Origin of the sequence: Colwellia sp. Arc7-D, assembly GCF_003061515.1 — a bacterium.
In the GTDB taxonomy this organism is placed as follows: domain Bacteria; phylum Pseudomonadota; class Gammaproteobacteria; order Enterobacterales; family Alteromonadaceae; genus Cognaticolwellia.
Map to the genome: position 1 here is coordinate 4,148,142 of NZ_CP028924.1, position 24,272 is coordinate 4,172,413.

The window sequence follows — 24,272 nt, forward strand, 5'->3', positions numbered from 1 at the left end:
TTGTTAGAAAGTTTCAGCTTATTAGGAATATTTAATGACACAGCGTTCAACAGCAGAAAAAATGCTACTGATATTAAGCGCATTTGCCTTTATCACCATTTCACCATTCGTATATTTTCGGTGGATTGAAGGTGATATGGTCATGGCCGCGATTGATGCAATACTGGTAGTCGTCACGGCTATCTTTTTTGTTTTTGTTTTCAAAACACGAAAAGTTAATACCGCTAACCTGATTTTATCGAGTGTTTTTTCTATCTCTATTGTAACAATCGTTGCAATTCGAGGGCAGTCTCACCTGTTTTGGCTGTATCCATGTATGATCGCATTCTATTATATTTTACCCGCGAGACCTGCCGGTATCATTTGCTTTATCGCTATATTACTTATTGCGGCAATAATATTCCCTATGACGACTACGTTAGAGTTCTTAACTATCATTAGTACTTTGTTTCTAACCGCGTTATTTTCTTATGTCATTTTTAGTAATTACAACAAAACAAACAAAAAGTTAGCATTATTGGCCAGTATTGACCCGTTAACATCATCGGGGAATCGACGAGCCTTAGATTTAAAACTTGAAAAAATTCTTGAAGATCAAAAACGGGAATCCTCTAAGGTCTCATTATTATTATTAGACTTAGACCACTTTAAAAAAATTAATGATAACTACGGCCATGCTAACGGCGATATAGTATTAGTTGAATTAGTAGAATTAATTCAAAAACATACCCGCTCTCTTGATGACTTATATCGCTATGGCGGAGAAGAGTTTATTATTCTTCCGTTAAAGGTTGATTTACTAGAGGCAAAACAAATTGCTGAAAAACTAAGAGCCATTATTGAACAATCAACTTTTGCTGAAAAAATTTCTGCAACCGTTTCAATCGGTGTTGCCCAATATCGAGCGGGTGAAACAGCAGAAACTTGGATCAGCAGAGCAGATACTGCACTTTATGTTGCTAAAGATAGTGGACGTAATCGTGTGGTTGCTGAGACAGAAGTGACAGATGAAGCTATTGCAGCAAAGTCTGTTGAAAAAACACGTAGCTAGGGTAAATAGCCGAGCTACATGCGTTTATTCTTATTCTTATTCTTATTCTTTTATGACTAAAATCGCTTGTCGATTTTGTAAATGTAAGCCATTAAAAAATTTCAACAACGTATCATCATTACACGTTCTAAAGTGCTTATGTTCTGCTTTTCTAAAAAATGCACTTAGTTCATGTTTACTTAAAGTTAATTCCCCAGCATCGAGTAAGGCGATAATATCTTCAGCCTTTAATTCGAGAGCGATTTTCACTTTATTAAAGACAATATTATTATTTATCGACTGATCCAACTGCGCTACTGTTCCTTCTTTTGCTCCACGATACTCAATAATTAAACCATCAAGAAAACTGGCTAAATTATTATCTGCGATACGTGCAAAAGCTGTTTCACCATTTTTTCGGAAAAAGTTGTCGATTTCTTCATCTGTTTTTGGACATTGTGCTTGTTGAAAAATAGCGGCTATTTTTTCATTACTTAAAGTAAATATATAACGAATATGGTGTAAAACTTCGTTGTTAGTCATAATTATTCCTGTTTAGATATTCTATTTTCTACTTAACAGCAGCGCTAAATACTGAACTCAGCGTTGCAATAACGAATGCTTACGTTATCAAGTAAAGCTAATGGTCAAGCAAATAGCGAGTGTGGCTATAACAACCAGTTTTGTCATTTGCTTGCTGTGTTTTTGTTGCTGCGACTGAATCTGTTTAAGTGACCTTAATTGCAGACGTTGTGCTTCTCGATTAGTTTTTAAGTAATCGTAGACTAGATCAGGTATTTCCGGCAGTTTCTCATTCCAAAATGGTAAGTTGTCTTTTACCTTTTTATATACGGCTTTAATGCCCATTTGCTCTTTAACCCAGTTTTCTAAAAACGGTTTAGCTGTTTGCCAAAGATCTAGCGCTGGATAGAGTTGACGACCTAAGCCTTCAATATAAAGCAGTGTTTTTTGTAATAACACTAACTGAGGTTGTACTTCCATATTAAAGCGGCGTGCGGTATTGAAGAGGTTAACTAACACCTGACCAAATGAGATTTCGGATAACGGTTTATTGAATATAGGCTCACAAACCGTGCGGATAGCAAACTCAAACTCATCGACACTGGTGTCACTAGGTACCCAGCCAGAATCAACATGTAGTTGCGCCACTTTACGATAGTCACGATTAAAAAAGGCGACAAAATTTTCGGCCAAATACCGTTTATCTTCACGATTTAACGTGCCAACAATGCCATAATCAATGGCAATCCAAGTAGGATCCGCTGGGTTTGTTGCATTAACAAAAACATTGCCAGGGTGCATGTCGGCATGAAAAAAACTGTCACGAAACACTTGTGTAAAAAAGACTTCAACACCACGCTCAGCCAGCAATTTCATATCAACATTATTTGCTTGTAAGGTGTCAACTTCGCCAACACCAATGCCGTATATTCGCTCCATAACCATGACGTTTTTCGAACAATATTCGCTATAAACTTCAGGTACGTAAAGTACTTTATCGCTGTCTCGACCTTGACTAAAATTGCGCTTTAATTGGATAGCGTTACCCGCTTCACGGTTTAAATCTAATTCTTCTAAAATTGTTTTTTCGTATTCTGCGACCACTTCAACGGGTCTTAAACGCTTGCCGTCAGGTAACCAGCGAGCAACAATCTTTGCAAAAACAGACATAACATTAATGTCAGCTAAAATTGTTTGGGCAATATTGGGTCTTAAAACTTTCAATACGACTTCTTGTTCATCGTCTGCATTTATCATGGTAGCCGTATGAACTTGAGCAATCGAAGCTGACGCGAGCGGGGTTAGATCAAAATCTTTAAAATAAGCCTCAAAAATTTCAGCTCCCATGGCAGCAATAATAATTTTTTCAGCTTCTGCGCCAGCGAAAGCGGGTACTTTGTCTTGCAGTAAAGTCAGCTCATTAGCGAAGTCTTCCGGTAGTAAATCACGACGAGTAGAAAGCATTTGGCCAAACTTAACAAATACCGGCCCTAATGACTCTATCGCTAATCTAAAACGCTGAGCTTTAGGCTTATCCCGATGTTTGTTACGAAGCCAAAACAATGAGCTACGTGCTATTTTTATATACCACGGCAAATATTTTTCCGGTAAAAGCTCATCAAGGCCATACTCAAGAAATGTTTTTACTATCTTGTATAAACGTTTGCTACTCACCACAGGCCCTTATGAAGTTTTATCTATGTGATTAATTAAGCCGTCAATACGTTGGCTTAAATTTGAAACTTGTTGCTCAACAGCATCCACATCACGACTAAAATAACTTAATTCTGCGGATGTAATTATTAAGCGCTTTTCATGAACCAGCCACTCGCTAGCATCGGCTTGAATTTGTTGAGATGCGAAACTTAACTTGTTGCGTAATTGACGTCCAAACTGACCAATTTTATAAGCTGGAATATCACCAATACGCTTAGCTAATTCACTTTGCCAATCAATATCAAGTGTTTGAGCAATATCAGCAAAACGTTGGGCAACTTTTAAATCACCCTGAATGTCGAGTTTTTCATTTCTAATTAACTGCGTAAGTTGCTGCTCTTTTTGTAACTCAATCAAGGTACTAATACTAGTAACTATGCAACAGTCATAGTGCGATTCGCTAGCGGTAACGTGAACTTTTTCATGATTTACAGTAAAGCTTAAAGGAAACGGTAATTCTGCTAGCTTCACTGTCAGTGTTTTTTCAGATAAGGGTTTTAATGCTCGTGTACCGTGTAAGTTGTAGTGCAAAAACTGGTTGATCAGCTTTTCCAATAACGCACTTAAGGTCTGAGCAAACATCAGTTGCTGACTAATAGTCTGAGGCATAAGGTTAAAATTTATAACCTTTGTGCAGTGCCACAACACCACCAGTTAAATTTTTAAAACTGGTTTGTTCAAATCCGGCGGAATCCATCATTGTCTTCAGTGTTTCTTGATCCGGGTGCATACGAATAGATTCGGCTAAATATTGATAGCTGTCGCCGTCTTTTGCTACTAACTCACCCATTTTAGGCAAGATATTAAAAGAATAAAAATCGTAAGCTTTATTCACCAGTTCATGCTCAGGTTTAGAAAACTCTAATACCAACAATCGACCACCTGGTTTAAGTACACGGTACATAGAACGCAGCGCCATGTCTTTGTCGGTAACGTTACGTAAACCAAATGCGATAGTGATTACGTCAAAGGTATTGTCTTCAAATGGCAAATACTGGGCATTGGCTTGTACGTATTCAATATTTTGTACTAAACCGCGATCGCGTAGTTTGTCGCGACCTACATTTAGCATTGAGCTATTAATATCAGCCAGTATAACTTTACCTTCACGGCCAACAAGTTGAGAAAACTTTGCGGTTAAATCACCTGTACCACCGGCGAGATCTAATACTTTATTACCTGGGCGAACGCCACTAGCGTCAATGGTAAAGCGTTTCCATAAGCGATGAATACCAAATGACATCAAGTCATTCATGACATCATATTGCTGTGCAACAGAATGAAATACGCTGGCCACTTTCGACTCTTTTTCATTTTTTTCGACGGTTTGAAAACCAAAGTGAGTGGTGTCTTCTTCACTATTGTCGTTATTAACTGGATGATTTTGATCGTGTGCAGACATCATGGTTTCGCTATAAACTAAAATTACCCTTAGTTTACCGCATTTTATTAGAATAATTAACACTTCAGATCAAGGCGGCAGATATTAATACTAAATGTATTACATTAGTCCGTTTTAACACTTGTTAACCGTGCGATATAAAAGCGAACTTATTACTATTTTTATCAGCAATTATGAGCAAAATATCATGTTAATTTCCTGTGCTAATTAATATCAAGCGTTTGAATATTTTTCACGATTTGCTAACCAACGGTTGATCAGTGCGTTAGCCTTTTCAGGGTACTGCCGCCAAATGAGGTGGGCTTGTTGTTGTACTTCAGGTATTAGGTGCGCGTCACGTTGTAAATCAGCAATTCTTAGATCTGCTAAACCTGTTTGTTTAGTGCCAAGCAATTCACCAGGTCCACGAATTTCGAGATCTTTTTGCGCAATAACAAAGCCGTCGTTGCTTTCTCTCAACACATTTAAACGTTTGGTGGCTGTTTTAGTCAGTGGTGCTTTGTACATTAATACACAGTGCGATGCTACAGAGCCACGACCAACACGGCCACGTAATTGATGAAGTTGCGCCAGCCCCAATCGTTCTGGGTTTTCAATAACCATTAAGCTTGAGTTTGGCACATCAACACCCACTTCGATTACGGTGGTCGCCACTAGCACATCAAGTTCACCCAACTTAAAACGTTCCATCACCGCTTGTTTTTCGTCAGCTTTCATTCGCCCATGTACTAAACCAATTTTTAATTCTGATAACTGCGCTTGCAAATGTACCGCAGTATCTTCAGCAGCTTGGCATTGCAACACCTCAGACTCTTCAATTAGAGTACAAACCCAATAGGCTTGACGATTGTCGTTTGTACAACCTTGTCGTATTCGCTCAATAACATCATCGCGTCGACTATCTGGCAACGCTACCGTAGTTATTGGCGTTCGACCCGGAGGTAATTCATCAATGACTGAGGTGTCTAAATCGGCATAAGCTGTCATCGCTAAAGTTCGAGGAATAGGTGTTGCGGTCATAATTAACTGGTGAGGGTAGTTGCCTTGCCACGCGCCTTTTTCACGCAATGATAAACGCTGATGCACACCAAACTTATGTTGTTCATCAATAATAATCAGCGCTAATTTATTAAATACCACTTGCTCTTGAAACAAAGCATGGGTACCAATAACCATTTGCATATTGCCATTTTCAATATGCTCTAATGCATTACGCCGCGCTTTTGCTTTGGTTTTCCCGGCTAGCCAACCCACTGAAATACTGAGCGGTTCAAACCATTTTTGAAAGTTAATCGCATGTTGCTCAGCCAGTATTTCAGTTGGTGCCATTAAAGCTACTTGGAAACCCTGACCGATGGCAGTTAATGCAGCTAGTGCAGCAACTAAAGTTTTGCCTGAGCCAACGTCACCTTGCACCAAACGCATCATGGGCAAAGGCTTTAGTAAGTCAGTACGTATTTCTGCCGTTACACGCGCCTGTGCGCCTGTTGGTGAAAAAGGTAATGACGCTAAAAAGTTTTTTTCTAGTGGTATGTCGATTGCTAAAACAACCGCAGGGTGGTGATCATTAGCAGCCCTTAGCTTTAACATACTCAAGTTATGCGCTAATAACTCTTCTTTAATTAACCTAAGCTGTGCTGGATGTTTGCCTTCTTCCATTAACACCACGGGAGTATCTGGTGGTGGACGGTGAATTAAAGCTAAGGCTTGTTCTAAAGTGTATTGCTGATGGCTAATTTCTGCTGGCAATAGCTCTTCAACATGACCACGTTTTAAGCGGATTAAGGCTTGCTCGGTTAAGTTTCGTAACGATATTTGCCGTAAGCCATCAGTGGTTGAATAAACAGGTGTTAGAGTTTCTTCTGCGGGAGTTAAGGGCTGATCTTGATCTAGAGCTTTATATTCTGGATGCACCATTTCAAAGCCACGCATGCCGCGATTTACTTCACCATAACAGCGAATATTAAGTCCAATAGCGAGGCTATTTTTTTGGCTGGCAGAAAAGTGAAAAAAACGCAGATTAATACTACCTGTACCATCATTTATGGTAACTAGCATCATTCTACGTTTGCCTTGCACGATTTCGTTCTGTGTGACCTCACCAATAATATTGGTAAATAAACCCGGAATGAGATCACGCACAGCAGTTACACGTGTGCGATCTTCGTAGCGAAGTGGTAAGTGAAATAGTAAGTCTTGTAACGACACTAACCCGACTTTTTCTAGTTTAGCCGCCATGCCTGGACCAACACCTTTTAAACTGGTGACTGGAATTTGGGCTAAGTTAGATAATGCTTCGATTTGGCGAGACACCGCAGACTCCCTTGCTGTAAGTTATTCGTCGTCGATTTTTTTCCAAGCATCTTGGGTCATTTGCATTTGCTGCCACCATTGCTCTGAAGCAACAATCTGTCCATCTTGGTCGATTTCTGGATACGCTAAGCCTTTGCGCTGACAGGCGGTTGCAAAAATAGGATGGCCACCTTCAAATAAAATTCGCTGACGGCGCTCATGGCTTATTCTTGGCTGTTGATACAAACCTGCCGCTTGACGCTGGCGTTGGGCTTCATACAAGACAACAGAACAAGCAACCGAGACATTTAACGACTGAACCATACCCACCATAGGAATAACGATATCTTGGTCAGCCATTTCAAGCGCTTTTGCAGATGCGCCGAATTTCTCTTGTCCCAAGATAATAGCGGTTGGTTTGGTGTAGTCAATTTCACGAAAGTCGACAGCCGTATCTGATAAGTTTGTTACCAATACCTGCATACCTTGCTTTTTTAGTTCGATGATTGCATCTTCAGTATTACTGTAATCATGCACGTCGATCCAATTTTGACTACCTGCAGCACTACCGCCCGAAAGACGCATGGTTTCATTTTTCCATACTGCGTGCACATCACTAATGCCTATAGCATCGGCTGTACGTACGACAGCAGCTAAGTTATGAGTTTTGTGAACCCCTTCCATACAAACCGTTAAGTCTGGCTGGCGTTGGTCTAACATGCTGTTAATTCTTTGTAGTCTATCCGGTGTCATATACTTGTTCTAAAGTTGTGTTATATCTTGGCAAGCGCTTTGTCTAACTTGCCGCAAGTGTGCAATAGTCAGTATTAGCTGAAATTAGGTAATTCCATAATACCGTCAATTTCGATCGCAACATCTTTTGGCAATCTAGCAACTTGTACCGCTGCTCTTGCAGGATAAGGTTGTTGAAAGTACTGGCTCATAATTTCATTTACTGTCGCGAAATTAGCAAGGTCTTGTAAAAATATATTCACTTTTACCATGTCATTAATATTGCCACCTGCTGCTTCACACACCGCAACAATATTCTTAAAAACTTGTTGTGTCTGCTCGGCAAAATCTTCAGATACAATTTCCATTGTTTCTGGAACTAATGGTATTTGGCCTGAAAGATAGACAGTGTTATTAACTTTCACCGCTTGGCTATATGTACCAATTGCGCTTGGTGCTTGGTCTGTATTAATAATTGTTTTCATAATTTTCCTAAGCTATTTATTACGTACTACGCGTTGAACGTCGCCCATAACTTTAATTTTTCTGATGATGTCGGCAAGGTGAACCCTATTTCGACAAGTAATTTCCATATCAATAAGATACAAGCCAGACTCTTTCTCGCCAGAGTTTAGCGAGTGTACATTTGAGCCACAACGAGCAACCACATTGGTCAAAGCTGCTAATGCACCTTTATGATTAAGAATTTCAATACGTAGTTTGGCGATAAAGTCTCGGTCAATATCGGTATCCCATCTAACAGGGAATAAACTGCCTTGCTCATGACCTTTATTATTTCTACAGCCATGTTGATGTACCATTAAACCTTTTCCAGGGCTTAAGTAGGCTAATATTGAATCGCCAGGAATAGGACGACAACATTTACCGTAGCTAACCATCATACCTTCAGTGCCTTTAATCGGCATTTTATTTTTAGTTACGGTAGGTTTGAGTAGGTCTGACTCTTCTGTAAATTCGTCTTTCAAGCGTTTAGCTATACCTATGCTGAGTGCATTACCCAAACCAATATTAATCAGTAACTCTTCAATATTGGTATTACCGGTATCTTTAACCACTTGGGTCAATTTCTCTACAGCGATATCTTCTAGTTTTGTAGCACCTAACGCGTGACTAAGTAAACGGCGGCCTAAAGCAAGTGATTCAGTTTTTTCTTGCGAACGTAAGTAGGTGCGTATTTGCAAACGTGCTTTTGAGGTAACCACAAAGTTAAGCCAAGTTGCGTTAGGTCTAGCAGCAGTAGACGTAACCACTTCAATCGTTTGGCCAGAATCTAACGGCTTGCTGAGTGGGAAAGGTTTACGTTCAACCTTAACGCCTACGCAAGAATTACCTACATCAGTATGCACAGCATAAGCAAAATCGACTGCGGTTGCGCCCATTGGTAATTCAACAATGCGACCATCAGGGGTGAAAACATAAATTTCTTCTGGAAATAAATCCGACTTTACATTTTCAATAAATTCAAACGAGCTGCCGGCACTTTGCTGTAGCTCTAATAAGCTTTGCATCCAACGGCGTGCTTTCATCTGCGCCGTGGTGCCGGTATCTTCACCGTCTTGTTTATATAACCAGTGAGCGGCAACACCTTTGTCTGCCATTTGGTCCATATCATTGGTACGGATTTGTATTTCAACGGGAATACCATGCGGACCAATTAAAGAGGTATGCAATGACTGATAACCGTTGGTTTTTGGAATGGCAATATAATCTTTAAATCGTGATTCAATAGGTTTGAATAAGTTGTGAGCAGCACCTAAAGCGCGGTAACAGTCATCTATTTTGTCGCCAACAATAATTCTAAAGGCATAGATATCCATGACTTCATTAAACATTAACTCTTTATTGCGCATTTTTCGATAGATTGAATACAGGTGTTTTTCACGGCCAATAACTTGCGCTTTAATACCGTTTTCAGCTAAACGGCTAGTTACTTCTTGTTGAATATTGTTGATAATTTCTTTGCGGTTGCCACGTGCTTGCTTAATCGCCGATTTTAAGGCCCTTGCTCGCATAGGGTAAAGCGCTTCAAAACCTAATACTTCTAGCTCATTTTTAACATCGTGAATACCAAGACGATTAGCAATAGGTGCATAAATATCTAATGTTTCGCGGGCAATTCGACGACGTTTATCTGGTCGTAAAGAGCCTAATGTACGCATATTGTGCGTGCGATCTGCCAATTTAATGAGAATAACGCGTATATCTTGCACCATGGCTAAGATCATTTTGCGAAAGTTCTCCGCCTGCATCTCTTCTTTATTATCAAACTTTAGCTTGTCTAGCTTACTAACACCTTCAACTAACTCAGCTACGGTATGACCAAAGAGCTCAGATAACTGATCTTTAGTTACAGGAGTATCTTCAATCACGTCATGCAGTAATGCTGCCATTAAGGTTTCGTGATCTAAATGCATTTTTGCAAGATTAAGCGCCACAGCTACCGGATGGGTAATGTATGGCTCACCACTAGAACGCATTTGACCATCATGGGCCTCACGCGCAACAATATAGGCCTGTTTTAAAAGGTCTATTTGTACTTTTGATAAGTAACTTGATACATGTTCTTTTAGTGGTTCAAAAAGGTACACCCAATAATTCCCTGATGATTGCTTACGCTTTGATAAGTTAGAATACGATTATTTTATCGTTATGCCAATATTTATACCAATTTGATTCATTAAGTGATCTACTTTTTAATCAGTAAAAATGGCGAATACAAGGCATAAAATTTAGTACGTAGTTATTCTACATATAAATTTTGTAACGCCGTAGTTATTCATTTTAACCATTCAAAATGAGCAGCTAATTAATCAACTTGGTATTAAGCACGCTTACTTGAGTTTTTCTCATGAATCATGAGCAGATAATAAAAAACGCGTAAATCACAGTGATGTAATTTACGCGTTTTGAATGTTGCGACTAACGTTAAACGTTAGCAATAATTATTGGTTACCACCAACAATTGCTGCAACAGCATCTAATTCAGCAGCGTCTTGTTGTACTTGCTCATGTTTATCTGAACGGTCCATTACTTCAGTAGTAATTAGGCCAGCTTCGATTTCACGTAAAGCAATTACTGTTGGTTTGTCATTTTCAACGTCAACCAATGGATCTTTACCGCCCGTAGCAATTTGACGAGCACGACGAGATGCAATTAACACCAAGTCAAAACGATTACCGACTTTTTCTACGGCATCTTCAACAGTTACGCGAGCCATTTGGTCACTCCAACAATTAAATTCATAAAATAGTCGCGTAGTTTACTTGATCTACAGGCATGTAAGCAAGCACTCTAAGCTAATAATTCACTAAATAAAGCTTGATGCTCGCAGGCTTGTTGGCTGCGTTTTAAACGTTGGTTGTTAACAACCGTAGTTAAATCGACCAAGGCCTGTTCGAAATCATCATTAATAATAATATAATCAAATTCTTGATAGTGTGAACATTGTGCTTGCGCTTCAGCCATTCTCGATTGAATAACGTCTTCACTGTCTTGGCCTCTACCGCGTAAACGGTTTTCTAATTCTTGCTTTGAAGGCGGACTTATAAAGATAGTCGTTACGTCTGGCTTTTTCATTCTTACCTGTTGAGCACCTTGCCAATCAATATCAAGAAATACGTCAATACCTTGTGCTAGCTGCTGATCTATAGCTATTTCACTGGTACCGTAAAAATTACCAAAGACTTCTGCGTACTCATAAAATTGCTTTTCAGTAATCGATTTCTTGAATTGGTCTTTACTGACAAAGTGATAGTGTTGGCCATCAACTTCACCGGGACGCGCATTACGTGTCGTGTGAGAAACAGATACTTGCATAGGCCGAGTTGAAGTTTGTTTGAGTAAGGCGGAAATTAAACTCGACTTCCCTGCGCCACTGGGTGCAGATAAAATGAAGAGATTGCCTTTAGTTGTCACAATAGTTGTCACAATTTATCCTTTGTAGCTGAGTTAATCACAGCTGATAGTAATACCAATAACTATAGTGAATTGAACACAATATAAATTGGTATAGTCAGTATTAATGCCGCGCACTATACCTAAAGTTAAGTATATTTCCCATTATTTTGTCCGCTCAATAACAGCTGGCTTTTAGCTAAACTAGAAATTTTTTATCGCTATTTACTGATTTTTTTGCAAAAACTATAGTAATTAAAAGGCATTTTAAACGTTTTTTATTAGCGAATAATTAACCATAGATGTGACGTGTATATCAGGTAAATCGCGCCGATAATATTTAATTATTTATTGTTAAGTAATGTATCGAACAAGCATGAGGATGTCTAAAAGAAGAAGTACTTTGGATATAAAAATTGCCGATAAGTCAGACGTTTTACATTAACGTTAGCAAGTTTACTCAAATATTTTGAACATATTAAAGCCCAAGAAGGTCATTTTATCGTGTGAAACATATCAACTCAGCAGAGCAAAACTCAAATGATTAGTTAAGCTCTAGTGATTTTTCAACTTCTAAAAGCATCCATTGTTTTGCCTCAGTAAGGCTGTAAAACACTTCAATATTACTCTTGAAAATACCTTTAACTATATGTTCTTGTATACTGTTACTTAAAACAACGGCTTCTAAAATACAGCCATGGTTTTTACACCATTCGTATAATTCTTTACCTATCACCAAGGTGTCAGGTGAAGCAATTGATTCTTCGTCCCAGACTTCAATTCTTCGCCATTGTTTGAAGCCCTTTGAAATGACAGATTTTTTTATCTCAGAAGAGTGATAAGCCAAGCCAAGCTCGTTAAAAGGGCCTTCAACTGTAGAGATAAAAAGATCATTCTCCCAGATAAAAGTAACTTTGCCGTGTCTATTCATATGAACCTCTCAGATAATAATAACCTCATAAAAATATTTCGTATTTTACATTTATTCAGTAGTTATCTACGATATTTTCAAACGATAAAACCATTATTTAAAGTAATTCGCATGACTTAAATTTAAATTTTCTGCCCTGCGTTATCCACTTTAATAAATTTTTATCATTATTAATTATTAGCACAAAGATTTATATTATTTCAAGTTTAGAAGAAAATCAAACCTGCATTGACCAAGTTTAATTCCGCTTTTTAGTGATTTAAATTGTGGCTCGCAATTCGATATTATTACCGGCTATATCTTTTAAATAAAGTGAACGCCCCATTCCTTGTGCACCATATCTTTCTTCAAAGTCGCCAACCGCAACCCCTTTACTTTGAAGGTATTCTTTCAATGCAGATTCATCAAAGGCTTCTATTTGCAGACAAAAGTGGTCAACGTTATTGCCGGTAGGTTTAGGCGCATCGCCGCCAGCTTTACCTAACGCTGAATTAACATCAACGATATCGATCAGCGAAGCGCCTGCTCTCAGCTGAGTTAAACCAATATCATCGGGTAATTTACGTTCTACTGCACAACCTAAAACATTGCAGTAAAAATTAATCAGTTCTTGATAAAGTACTGTACGTAAAACGATATGATCGATTGCAATAGGCTTAATCATAAAAACTCCCGAGTTAACATGTATGTTTGAAGTGGATAACGTGTCAGACAATTTTAAAGTATAGAATACACAAAGATAACATCAACATGACATACGTTAACTATTAAGCGTAAGCGAAAATAATACCGGTTGTTATACAAGCACTTCTAAATATAAGCTCAGTGTGACCTTAGTATAAACATTCTATTGGTATAAATTTTAAGACATGTGTTGATTTACATTAGGAAGGATGTATCTCCATGCACTAAGAACAATGCATGGAGATAGAGTAAAGCGTTATAACACTTTAGCAATTGATTGCGCTAAGTAATCAACATTACTATTAGCAATACCTGCAATACTCATTCGGCTTGAACCTACCATATAAATACTGTATTCATCTTGCAATTGCTGCACTTGCTCAGGTGTTATACCTAAGAAAGAGAACATGCCTTTTTGACGAGGGATAAAGCTAAAATCTCGTGTTACGCCACTCTCAATAAGCTTATCAACTAATAGCTGACGGTTGCCGTTGATGCGATTGCGCATTTCTGCAAGTTCACTATGCCATTGGGCACGTAATTCATCTGAATGCAGGATGGTTTCTACTAGGGCCGCACCATGTGCTGGTGGCATTGAATAAATACAACGAACAACACTGAGTAAAACAGAGTTTGCAATGTCAGCACTGTGTGAAGTTTCGCCAATGATAGAACAAGCGCCAATACGTTCACGATACAAGCCAAAGTTTTTAGAACATGAACTACAAACGATCATTTCTTTTACGCTATCAGCCATTAATCTAAGACCGTAAGCATCTTCGTCTAAACCTTCACCAAAACCTTGATAAGCCATATCAATTAACGGTAAAAAGCCAATGTCTTTTGCAACTTCAGCAATTTGTTGCCATTGTTCGTTGTTTAAATCCATACCACTTGGATTATGACAACAAGCATGAAGCAAGACAGTATCGGCAGCTTTAACTTCTTTTAAAGCAGCCAACATACCATCAAAATCAAGAGTTTTGTTTTCATAGTCATAATAAGGATAAGTTTTAACGTTTAAGCCTGCCGCTTGAAACACACCAGTATGGTTTGCCCAAGTTGGGTTACTCACCCAAATAGTAGCACCCGCTTTACATGAGTTAATAAACTCAGCAGCCACGCGTAATGCACCAGTGCCGCCAGGAGTAGAAACCGTGCGGGCACGATTTTCAATCAACACTTTATGATGACCAAAGACTAATTTAGCCATTTCTTCGTTAAAAAGTGATGAACCTGTTGGGCCAATATAAACTTTGGTATCTTCGGTATCGAGTCGATGCTTTTCAGCGGCTTTTACACATTGTAAAACAGCAGTATGACCTGCTTCATTTTTGTAGACACCTACACCTAAGTCGATTTTTTTAGGGTTAGAATCTTCACGATATTTAGCCAACAAGCCTAAAATAGGATCGGCAGGCAACGCCGTTAAGCTACCAAACATTTTTGGGTTTACCTTTTACGAAGAGAGGGTGTTGAGCGATTATACTCCGGGCTTGGAGCCGCTAAATTAAACCCTGTGATTAAAGGCTAAGCATAACGGCTATCCGGCTAAAATTAAAGCATAAAAATTAAAAAATCTCATGCTAAATAGCCTAAAAAGAACTAGCTGATAACGCATAGTTATAGCAAGCGAATTAACGCTAGAATATTGAATCTGTGGTAATTACGGGTAAATCATCTGTATTGGATGTAGTCTCTATCGGTAAGCTGTTGATGAGGTTAAATTTCACATCCTGAAAACTCTTTACAATCGTGGCTGATAATTAAAGTAAATAAGCCAGATTTAATTAAAAATAAATATCACTCATTGTGTATTTAATGCTGTAGAGCAAGCCAGTTAGCCAATGGCATGACTAACTGGAGATCATCAAATAAATACACAAAAGTTAAAGCTGAGTCGTAAGCGCCGCGATAAGGCCGATTATACCGCCAAAAACACCACCCCAAACCACCAGCCAACCTAAGTGCTCACGGATCATTCTTTGCACTATTTCTTTAACCAGTTGTGGAGTTAATTCATTAAGTCGCTTTTCAATTATATCGCTTACTTTTTCGCGCATACCCGCCATTATGTTCGGTTGCTCTAACTCTTCACGCAAAATGGCATTAAATTCATCACTTTGGCTTATTTCGATAACCGAGGCGCGCATTTTTTCAATAAAAGGTTCTCGCATAGGTTGTAAGGCTTCTGTGCCTCCAACCATCGCTAACATGCCGCCAAAGGAAGATTGCTCAACCACACTCACTAAGTTATCAAAAGCAGGCGATAAATCGACTTTATTTATAACGGGAGCAAGATCAATTGTCATAGCAGGGTTATCGCCGCCAGCTAAAAAACGGTCGATGTTTTCTTCGGTAAAAAACTGCTCCATCATTAACGCTCGAATCGCTACTTTAAAATCTTCAAAACGCGCAGGAATAACACCAGAACCATATAAAAAAGGCACTCGCTCAAATAACATGTGTATGGCAAGCCAATTGGTTATTGCACCAGATAAAGCAAATAAACCGACAGTAAAAATAATATTGTTTGCGACTGCATAGCCAATAATAATGGCTATAAGGGCTAGAAAGTTGGTGATAAAACTCTTATTCACAAAAGCTCCGTTACTTTGAGGGTGGTGATTCTGGTTATGGTATCAATTGCTTGCGGTTGCGCCAATAATTCATTTATCAGTTGCCAACATTAGCAGTATTACAACATGCTAATTTGCTATTTTAGTTGCAATATTAAACAATCATTGAAATAGTAAAATAAAATAATAAAAAGGGATTTTATGAATATTCGCACAACCTTCCCAACGTTAGTCACAATATGTAGTACTTTATGCTTGTTATTAAGCGCCAACATCTATGCTGAACAAAACATTAAAAAGCCAATAGCCAAAATTATTACCGCCCAAGATACAAACAGCAATCAAAGTGAATGGCGAACCGTTAAGGTTGAAAACATGGTGTTGCTAACACTCCCTCATGGCAAAGTTGTTATCGAGTTAGCTCCACAGTTTTCCCCAAAACATGTAGAACAATTCACCCAGCTAACAAAAGCAGGGCATTACAATGACAACAAATTTTATCGAGTCATTGACGGTTTTGTTGCACAAGCCGGCCCGGTTGATGGCAGTAAGGCCGACAACTCTGTTGCTTTATTATCGCTTGAAGGCGATTGGCCAACAGATGACACTTTTTCGTTTACATTAGTGCAAAATAAAGACTTATTTGCCGAACAAACCGGTTTTAAAGATGGCTTCGCACTTGCCCATAACCCCAGTGAAAATAGAGCTTGGTTAGCACATTGCCCAGGTATTATTGCCATGGCGCGAGGTAACGAAGCAGACTCAGGTTCAAGCCATTTTTATATAACTAATGGTCAAGCACCCAGGTATTTAGATCGCATAATGAGTATCTTTGGTCGAGTTATTTATGGCATGAACCATGTACAGTCAATAACGCGCACGGCTGTTATCGAGGGTGATACTGAAGTATCCACTACTGCTCATACGCCAATACTGTCAATGCAAATGATGGCTGATGTGCCCAAAACTGAGCAAATACACCTTCAAGTAACTAATACCGAAAGTCATTTGTTTGCGACTAAGCTTGCTGATCGTGTTAAGCGTGAAAACGCTTTCTTCTTTAAGAAACCACCACCTGTACTTGATGTCTGCCAAACCCCTGTATTGTCTCGCTTAATAAACAATAAAAACATCTAGTATTAATGACTAATATCCCCATAGGCGAGTTATCTCAAGTTCCCAGAAACCTTAAGCATAATTAGTAGTATTTTCAATTAATTAGGCTTAAGGTTTATGGGAATGTTATAGTCAAAACAATCGCTACACATAACAAATAAATTATAATATCTGCGCGTTAGGCAACCCAGTGTATTTCAACAATATCGATTGATGTTACTTGAATTTAATTCAGTTTTGCTTTTATAGTAGCCATTCGAATAGCTGATTGTTTAACTTTTACAATAATTTGTCGCTAAATGTTAGTGCTTTAAATTCTAAAATTTAACCAACATCAACCATTGAGTCATTGGAACTAATCATGAGTAGTAATTCAACAAATACCCGCCGAGCTTTTTTAGAAAAAGCATTCAACACCGGTGTATGGGCAACCGTAGCAACCAGTGGTTTGCTTAGTTCACTAGTAAAAGCGATGGCAGATGTCCCCACAGAATTACCGCTGGGTCAGTCAATTTATAACTTTGCTGGCGACGTAAAAGTAGATGGTAAAATAATTACAAAAGATAATATGGCAAAAACGGTTATCAGAGCCAATTCATTGGTTGTTACTGGTGAAGATGGCTGGATAATATTTGCTGTTGGAAAAGATGCACACCACCTTAGAGAAAACTCTCATCTGGCCTTAGAAAGTTCAGGGGTCTTTGAGGAGGCTATGCGTTTACTTGCTGGATCTGTTTTATCAGTATTTGCCACGCGTAAGCCAAACGAAAAACAATACAAAATGCACACATCGACTGCCACAGTAGGTATTCGTGGTACAGCTGTTTACGCAGAATCTGATACGGCGCTCAACCGCAGCTATATTTGTACTTGTTATGGTAATGTGAAAATAAGTGCTCGCGCTAACCCAAGTATTTCTGAAAACATTCAAAGCGCTCATCATGACAGTCCACGCTATATTTATGCTGATGCAAGCCAAGGTGATATTATTCAGCCAGCGCCGATGAAAAACCATAATGATGCAGAATTACAGTTAATTGAGGCTATTGTTGGCCGTACCACACCATTTTCGTCGGTTTAAAAGCCGGATCAAAATGCACTAAAACCAAGAAAAAGCTTTTAATTATTGCAGCAACTCATGGTTGGTAAACATTAAAATGATATTTCAGCGCTCAAAAAAAAACATCCTAAATTTTTGTATTATTTTATATATTTTTATTAGTACAACACCATTAATAGAAGTACCTATTTTAAACACTGTAGAGATGTTCATTTCTGACGTGCGCTTAAAAATGACGATGCCAGAAGGAGTAGATAATAGAGTTGTTATTGCCGATATCGATGAAGCCAGTATTCGAGAATTAGGACGTTGGCCTTGGAATAGAGCCATTTTAGCTGAATTTGTTGACACTATGTTCGACCATTATCAAATTAAAGTACTTGGCTTTGATGTTGTGTTTTCTGAACCTGATGATGTCAGTGGCTTTATGGTTTTAAAACAGCTTGATTCGCTTAAAATTGACGATGAACAATATCTTGCTACAAGCGAAAAATTAAAACAACAACTGGCGTATGACAAAATATTTTCAGCGTCTATAAAGGGTCGTAACATAGTATTAGGTATGGTTTTCGACCAAGCCAATTCTGATGAAGTTAATGATTTAAAACAACCAATCACCACAATCGAAGCCGCACTTGCAGAAAAAACTTTTGTTGCAAAACCTATTGGCTACACGGGTAACATCGACATTTTACATCAAGCAACCGACAGTGTTGGTTTTTTTGACAACCCTAATATTTCTGAAGACGGTTTATATCGTAAAGTGCCACTCTTTCAGCTTTATCAAAATGGCTTTCATCCTTCTTTAGCGTTAGCGATTACACGAAAAGCTATTGGTGACCAAGATTACTACTTTAACATTCAAAAAACTGGTCAGTATGTTGCAATCGAGCAAGTGCAACTGGGTAGTTTAATTATTCCAGTAGATAAAACTGGCTCGGTTATTGTGCCTTATCGGGGCGGTGAAGGGAGTTTTCCTTACATTTCTGTCAAAGATATTATGAACAAACGTGTCGCTAAAGATGCACTTAAAGATCGTATTGTTATTTTAGGCACTTCAGCGCCAGGACTACAAGATATAAGGGCAACACCGGTAGATAGCGCGCTGCCTGGTGTTGAAGTTCATGCCAATATTATTACCGGCATACTGGATCAGCGTATTCCTTATCAACCGAGTTATGCTCTGGGTGTTGAGCTCACTATTATTATAATTTTGGGCTTACTGATGATGGTGGTATGCAATTACTTATCGCCCATCATGACCATGCTTTTTACCTCAACACTTATCACTGTTTACCTTATTTTAAACTTGTTTTTATGGCAACAAGGCATAGTTATTTTCCTCGCCTCACCATTATTATTGATACTCATGATCTTTGTTGTGCATATGTCATGGGGCTTTGTTGCTGAAAATAACACTAAAAATACAGTCAAAAAATTGTTTGGCCAGTATGTTCCCCCTGGGTTAGTTGATGAAATGGTTAATAAGCCAGAATGGATCACTCAAGAAGGCCAATCACGTGAGTTAACCGTATTATTTGCAGATATACGAGGCTTTACATCAATTTCTGAACGCCTATCCCCCCAAGAGCTCAGTGAGTTATTAAACTTATTTTTAACCCCATTAACCAAAGTGATATACGACGAACGAGGCACTATTGATAAATATATAGGCGATTGCATCATGGCTTTTTGGGGAGCCCCTTTACCCGATAGTAGACACGCAGAACAAGGCGTTGCAGCCGCGTTAAAAATGCTAGAAAAAGTAAAACATCTGCAATCAAGTTTTTCTGCTCGTGGTTGGCCAGAAGTTAATATTGGTATTGGTTTAAATACTGGCATGATGAGCGTTGGCAATATGGGTTCTGAATACCGTATGGCTTACACCGTTTTAGGCGATGCCGTCAACTTAGGTGCTCGTGTAGAAGGATTAACCAAGCAATATGGCGTTGCTTTGATCGTGACTGAATATACTAAGCAGGCCGCACCAAATTTCATTTACCGAAAATTAGATCGCGTAAAAGTAAAAGGCAAAGTTGAAGCCGTTAACATATATGAAGTGGTTAATTTTATTGACTTAGTGACTGATGAATTAAAACAAGAAATCGATCAGTTTCATTTAGCTTATGAATTATATTGTCAACAAAAGTGGGATGAAGCAGCTGTAATTCTTAATAACTTAATGAGCCAACCTAACGATAAAAGCAACATTGTTTTATATCAAATATATTTGCAACGCATTGATGACTATAAGGCATCTCCCCCTGTTAAAAACTGGGATGGTGTATATAGTCATCAAACTAAATAAGCGTCTTTATGAAGACTTAGTATTATGTTGTTTATATTGCTCTTTCATTTTTCGACCTTTGCGATAAAGTGCAGGGCGTAAAGCTCGACGCAGTTTTGGAAATAAATATGATACGGTTGTTAGCCAGCCACTGACTTTGGGTAACGATATTTCAGTTTTTTCACCACGTGCCACACTAACTATAGCATCGGCAACTTGTTGAGCACTGCTCATAGGCTGTGAAAAGACAATGTCTTCTACTTTATCAATTTCTGACATGATAAAGCCGGTATCAATAGGCCCCGGCGAAACCAACCCAACATAAATCCCCGTATTTTGTAGTTCATCAGCCAAAGAGTAAGTAAATGCACGTAAACCTGCTTTTGTTGCCGCGTAAGTTGCTGCGCCTTGTAAAGGGGTTCTACCCGCGAGCGAGCCAACATTGACTATTGCGCCGCCTCCGGCTTTTTGTAAATACGGTAACATTAAACACGACAGTTGGATCGGCGCGCGTAAGTTAATATCTACCATTTTGGCAAGATCATTTGCTTGGTTTAATGCCACCTCACCACGCTGATGAAAGCCAGCATTATTGATTAACACATCAACAGTCCCAAATGCCTGTGCAGCTTTAATCAGTAAAGACTCATTGGCTGATGCATCATTAATATCCATAGCAATATTGATGACCGATGTGATTGACGCGAGCTCTTCAGTGATTTTATCTAACGCTTCTTGTCCACGTGCCACTAAAACTAAATTAGCCCCTAAACTAGCAAAAGTTCGTGCGGTTGCTGCACCAACGCCAGCTGAGGCGCCAGTAATAATGACCGTTTTGTTATTAAAATCAGAATTCATCGTAGTGTTCTCTTTTATTTATGCAGATAATTCGTTTGTTATAACGGATAACGTATGTATTTTGTTACAGTATATTGTGTAAATAAGTTGTTAAAGTGGTGAAAAAACACCAACAATTTCATAAGATAGCAGCATATCAACAAAGGGCTCGATAATGAAAACAAAATATTTAGCGGCAGTCATTGTCGCCAGCTTTACTCTCTCTGCTTGTATAGCAACACAAACTAACCAAAACTCAACAGCGCAAAGTGCCGCTGTTGAAAGTAATAACCATAAAGTATTCAGTCAAAACTATGTTTTTAAAGAGCTAGATAATGGCTTACGTGTCTTAATTGTTAAAACTGATTACCCAGATTTAGTTTCTGTACAAATTCCTGTATCAGTAGGCGCTCGTGATGAAGACGAAGTAGGACGAACAGGATTTGCTCACTTTTTTGAACACATGATGTTTAAAGGTTCAGAGAAATATCCCCAAACAGTGTATGCAGATTTATTCAAAAATGCGGGTGTAGATAATGGTGCCTATACCACTAACGATTACACTAACTATCATTTAGATTTTTCTAAAGATCATCTTGATAAAGTACTAGAAATTCAAGCCGATCATTTTAAAAACCTCAGCTACACTGAAGCACAATTTAAAACAGAAGCGTTAACCGTTAAGGGCGAATATTTAAAGAACAATGCCAGCCCTACCCGAAAATTGCTTGCTGCAGTGCGAAAAGAAGCCTTCGATACTCATACTTATAAACACACCACTATGGGATTTTTTGAAGATGTAGAAGCAATGCCTGAACAATCTGCTTATGGTGAAAAATTCTTCAAACAGTTTTATAAGCCCGAATATGTTTCATTGGTTATTGTCGGTGATGTCGACCCAAATGCAACCATGGCAATGGTTGAAAAGCATTGGGGCAACTGGCAAAAGGGTGACTTTGTTAACAATATTACACCAGAGCCTAAGCAACTAGCACCTAAGTACGTGCATGAAAAATTCGACGGTTTACCAGGTCACTGGTTATTAGTATCTTATAAAGGTGCTGACTGGCAACCGAAGAAAAAAGATCGCGCAGCATTAGATTTAATATCAGAATTGTATTTTTCAAATAACTCAGCGCTGTATCAAGAGTTAGTGGTAGACAAACAATTAGCCAGCCAGATGTTTAACTATAATCCAGAGACTAAAGATGCTGGTTTACGACACGTCTTTATAAAAGTGAACGAAGAAAAAGATTTAGCCACTGTCCGTGATGCTATTAATCAAACATACGCAAAAGCGCGCACCGAATTAGTCTCAGCTGAAAAGCTTGATAATTTAAAGTCGAACCTAAAATATAGCTTTGTGAATAGCTTAGACTCTTCAGAGTCAATTGCATCAACTTTAGCAAGCTATATGCATTTTGACCGCGATCCTGAAACTATTAATCATCTTTATAATAGCTTCGATAATATTTCTGCTGATGATATTAAACGCATTGCTAACAAATACTTTATTGATGAAAACCGCACAACGGTGACTTTATCTGCTTTAGATAAGGTGGCGGGCTTTGAAAAAGAAGTCACGTTAAACACCGCTGTTGCAAACCTTAAAATGAAAAAGTCTCAACCGACTAAAGCGCAATTTACCGTATTAGACAAAACGAATGACTCACCGTTAATCGATGTTAACTTTTTGTTTTACACTGGCGCAGCAGCAGATCCTGTAGGTAAAAAAGGCACAGCGGCATTAATGGCACGTATGTTAACTCAAGGGGGTTCACAAACGCGTAGTTACAAGGAAATTCAACAAAATTTATATCCTATCGCTGGACAGTTTACCTCGCAACTTGATAAAGAAATGATGTCGTTTACTGGCCGTGTTCATAAAGACAATGCTGATTTATGGTACTCACTCATCAGTGACCAATTATTAAATCCAGGATGGCGCGAAGATGACTTTAAACGTCTGAAAAAAGAATTAATTGATGGCATTAAATCAGGACTCAAAGCCTCTAATGATGAAGAACTAGGTAAAGAGGTTTTATACAGCGAGTTATATCAAGGCCATACTTACGCGCATTTTAACAGCGGCGACCTGTCTGATTTAGACACTATTTCACTTGACGATGTTAAAGCATTTTATAAAACGCAACTAACTCAAGCTAAATTACATCTAGGTATTACTGGTGCGCTTTCAAATACTTTAAAAACGCAAATGTTTAGTGATTTAGCGCGCTTACCTGTTGGTGATGAAAAACGATTAAACATTGCAAAAGCGCCAATGCTAAAAGGTCATCATGCCACTATTGTAGAAAAGAATGCGCAATCTACGGCGGTTTCTTTTGGTTTCCCAATCAAGACTATTCGTAACGACAACGATTGGGCAGCACTATGGCTTGTTCGTTCTTATTTTGGAGAGCACAGAAGCTCGAACAGCTACCTTTATCAACAAATACGCCAAGAACGTGGCATGAACTACGGTGATTATGCTTATATTGAGTACTTCCCACGCGGTATGCATCAAACAAAACCTGATGCAAACTTGGGGCGTTCAAGTCAGATCTTCCAAGTATGGTTGCGCCCGTTACGTTCAAATAATGACGCACACTTCGCTACGCGTGCTGCTTTATATGAATTAGATAAATTAATTAAAAATGGTATGAGCGAAAAGGACTTTCAAGCTACACGTAATTATTTAACTAATTATGCCCCGCAGCTGGTAGCGAGCCAAGATCAGCAATTAGGGTATGCACTTGATAGTGAGTTTTATCAAACTGATGAGTTTGTTAAATATGTGCGCGAGCAATTTGCAAAACTCTCATTAGCAGATGTAAACCGAGTGATTAAAGCAAACTTGCAAACCGATAACATTCATTATGTATTTATTTCAGGTGACGGCGAAGACATGAAAAATCGTTTATTGTCAGAGCAAACTTCACCATTAAAATACAATTCTGAAAAACCAGCAGAGTTATTAGCGACTGATAAAATTATTGAAAGCTATAAACTGGCTCTACCAAGTAAAAACGTCAAAGTATTAGCGGTTGATGCAGTATTTAAATAGCCTTTACCGAGCAGAATAACGTAACGATTAACTTGCTTCAAAACACCACGCTTGTCGTGGTGTTTTTATATCGGATTTACGATATATCGCAGACTGACTAACGA

General features: G+C 38.6%; 20 protein-coding genes. 5 read left to right on the forward strand and 15 right to left on the reverse strand.

Annotation, left to right across the window (positions count from 1 at the left end):
- Nucleotides 1–34: 34 nt before the first annotated feature.
- A complete protein-coding gene (locus DBO93_RS18020) occupies nt 35–1,051 on the forward strand; it encodes a diguanylate cyclase (protein ID WP_108457566.1) in 1,017 nt (338 codons plus the stop codon).
- 42 nt (nt 1,052–1,093) lie between these two features.
- Here the strand turns inward: DBO93_RS18020 and DBO93_RS18025 are convergent, their stop codons facing one another.
- The 14 genes from DBO93_RS18025 to DBO93_RS18090 all read right to left on the reverse strand — a co-directional run bounded on the left by DBO93_RS18025 (nt 1,094) and on the right by DBO93_RS18090 (nt 15,825).
- The gene (locus DBO93_RS18025) at nt 1,094–1,573 is read right to left on the reverse strand and encodes a DUF1456 family protein (RefSeq protein ID WP_108457567.1); all 480 of its coding nucleotides are present in this window, start codon (nt 1,571–1,573) and stop codon (nt 1,094–1,096) included.
- A gap of 87 nt (nt 1,574–1,660) precedes the next feature.
- On the reverse strand, nt 1,661–3,226 hold the full coding sequence (gene ubiB / locus DBO93_RS18030) for a ubiquinone biosynthesis regulatory protein kinase UbiB (RefSeq protein WP_108457568.1): 1,566 nt from the start codon (nt 3,224–3,226) through the stop codon (nt 1,661–1,663).
- Nucleotides 3,227–3,235: 9 nt separating this feature from the next.
- Nucleotides 3,236–3,877, reverse strand: coding sequence for an SCP2 sterol-binding domain-containing protein (locus tag DBO93_RS18035; RefSeq protein ID WP_108457569.1), 642 nt, complete (start codon nt 3,875–3,877; stop codon nt 3,236–3,238).
- Nucleotides 3,878–3,881: 4 nt separating this feature from the next.
- On the reverse strand, nt 3,882–4,670 hold the full coding sequence (gene ubiE, locus DBO93_RS18040) for a bifunctional demethylmenaquinone methyltransferase/2-methoxy-6-polyprenyl-1,4-benzoquinol methylase UbiE (protein ID WP_108457923.1): 789 nt from the start codon (nt 4,668–4,670) through the stop codon (nt 3,882–3,884).
- Between the two features lie 213 nt (nt 4,671–4,883).
- Nucleotides 4,884–6,983: an ATP-dependent DNA helicase RecG gene (recG, locus tag DBO93_RS18045; protein ID WP_275403659.1), complete on the reverse strand. Its 2,100-nt coding sequence runs from the start codon at nt 6,981–6,983 to the stop codon at nt 4,884–4,886.
- A gap of 21 nt (nt 6,984–7,004) precedes the next feature.
- A complete protein-coding gene (gene trmH / locus DBO93_RS18050; protein WP_108457570.1) occupies nt 7,005–7,715 on the reverse strand; it encodes a tRNA (guanosine(18)-2'-O)-methyltransferase TrmH in 711 nt (236 codons plus the stop codon).
- Between the two features lie 74 nt (nt 7,716–7,789).
- Entirely contained in the window at nt 7,790–8,182 is a 393-nt protein-coding gene (locus DBO93_RS18055) for a RidA family protein (RefSeq protein WP_108457571.1), read from the reverse strand.
- A 9-nt stretch (nt 8,183–8,191) separates the two neighbouring features.
- Nucleotides 8,192–10,303 (reverse strand): bifunctional GTP diphosphokinase/guanosine-3',5'-bis pyrophosphate 3'-pyrophosphohydrolase, encoded by a 2,112-nt coding sequence (spoT, locus tag DBO93_RS18060; protein WP_108457572.1) that lies wholly within the window; start codon nt 10,301–10,303, stop codon nt 8,192–8,194.
- A gap of 354 nt (nt 10,304–10,657) precedes the next feature.
- The gene (rpoZ, locus tag DBO93_RS18065) at nt 10,658–10,933 is read right to left on the reverse strand and encodes a DNA-directed RNA polymerase subunit omega (RefSeq protein ID WP_108457573.1); all 276 of its coding nucleotides are present in this window, start codon (nt 10,931–10,933) and stop codon (nt 10,658–10,660) included.
- Nucleotides 10,934–11,007: 74 nt separating this feature from the next.
- Nucleotides 11,008–11,631 carry a guanylate kinase gene (gene gmk / locus DBO93_RS18070; RefSeq protein WP_108457925.1) on the reverse strand — a complete coding sequence of 208 codons (624 nt, stop codon included), beginning with the start codon at nt 11,629–11,631 and terminating at the stop codon, nt 11,008–11,010.
- A gap of 523 nt (nt 11,632–12,154) precedes the next feature.
- On the reverse strand, nt 12,155–12,541 hold the full coding sequence (locus tag DBO93_RS18075; protein ID WP_108457574.1) for a hypothetical protein: 387 nt from the start codon (nt 12,539–12,541) through the stop codon (nt 12,155–12,157).
- A gap of 259 nt (nt 12,542–12,800) precedes the next feature.
- Nucleotides 12,801–13,205, reverse strand: a complete 405-nt coding sequence (locus DBO93_RS18080) for a VOC family protein (RefSeq protein WP_108457575.1) — start codon at nt 13,203–13,205, stop codon at nt 12,801–12,803.
- A 276-nt stretch (nt 13,206–13,481) separates the two neighbouring features.
- Nucleotides 13,482–14,669: an amino acid aminotransferase gene (locus DBO93_RS18085; protein WP_108457576.1), complete on the reverse strand. Its 1,188-nt coding sequence runs from the start codon at nt 14,667–14,669 to the stop codon at nt 13,482–13,484.
- Nucleotides 14,670–15,114: 445 nt separating this feature from the next.
- Entirely contained in the window at nt 15,115–15,825 is a 711-nt protein-coding gene (locus DBO93_RS18090) for a DUF445 domain-containing protein (protein ID WP_108457577.1), read from the reverse strand.
- Nucleotides 15,826–16,005: 180 nt separating this feature from the next.
- On the opposite strand from DBO93_RS18090, the gene DBO93_RS18095 reads away from it, so the two are divergent.
- The 3 genes from DBO93_RS18095 to DBO93_RS18105 all read left to right on the forward strand — a co-directional run bounded on the left by DBO93_RS18095 (nt 16,006) and on the right by DBO93_RS18105 (nt 20,288).
- On the forward strand, nt 16,006–16,941 hold the full coding sequence (locus DBO93_RS18095) for a peptidylprolyl isomerase (RefSeq protein ID WP_108457578.1): 936 nt from the start codon (nt 16,006–16,008) through the stop codon (nt 16,939–16,941).
- Between the two features lie 340 nt (nt 16,942–17,281).
- Complete coding sequence (locus DBO93_RS18100) at nt 17,282–18,001, forward strand: FecR domain-containing protein (RefSeq protein ID WP_108457579.1); 720 nt, start codon at nt 17,282–17,284, stop codon at nt 17,999–18,001.
- Nucleotides 18,002–18,077: 76 nt separating this feature from the next.
- A complete protein-coding gene (locus tag DBO93_RS18105) occupies nt 18,078–20,288 on the forward strand; it encodes an adenylate/guanylate cyclase domain-containing protein (RefSeq protein ID WP_108457580.1) in 2,211 nt (736 codons plus the stop codon).
- A gap of 6 nt (nt 20,289–20,294) precedes the next feature.
- Here DBO93_RS18105 and DBO93_RS18110 read toward each other — a convergent pair whose 3' ends face one another.
- On the reverse strand, nt 20,295–21,125 hold the full coding sequence (locus tag DBO93_RS18110; protein ID WP_108457581.1) for an SDR family NAD(P)-dependent oxidoreductase: 831 nt from the start codon (nt 21,123–21,125) through the stop codon (nt 20,295–20,297).
- Between the two features lie 154 nt (nt 21,126–21,279).
- Between DBO93_RS18110 and DBO93_RS18115 the strand changes: the two genes are divergently transcribed.
- A complete protein-coding gene (locus DBO93_RS18115; protein WP_108457582.1) occupies nt 21,280–24,168 on the forward strand; it encodes a pitrilysin family protein in 2,889 nt (962 codons plus the stop codon).
- Nucleotides 24,169–24,272 lie beyond the last annotated feature (104 nt).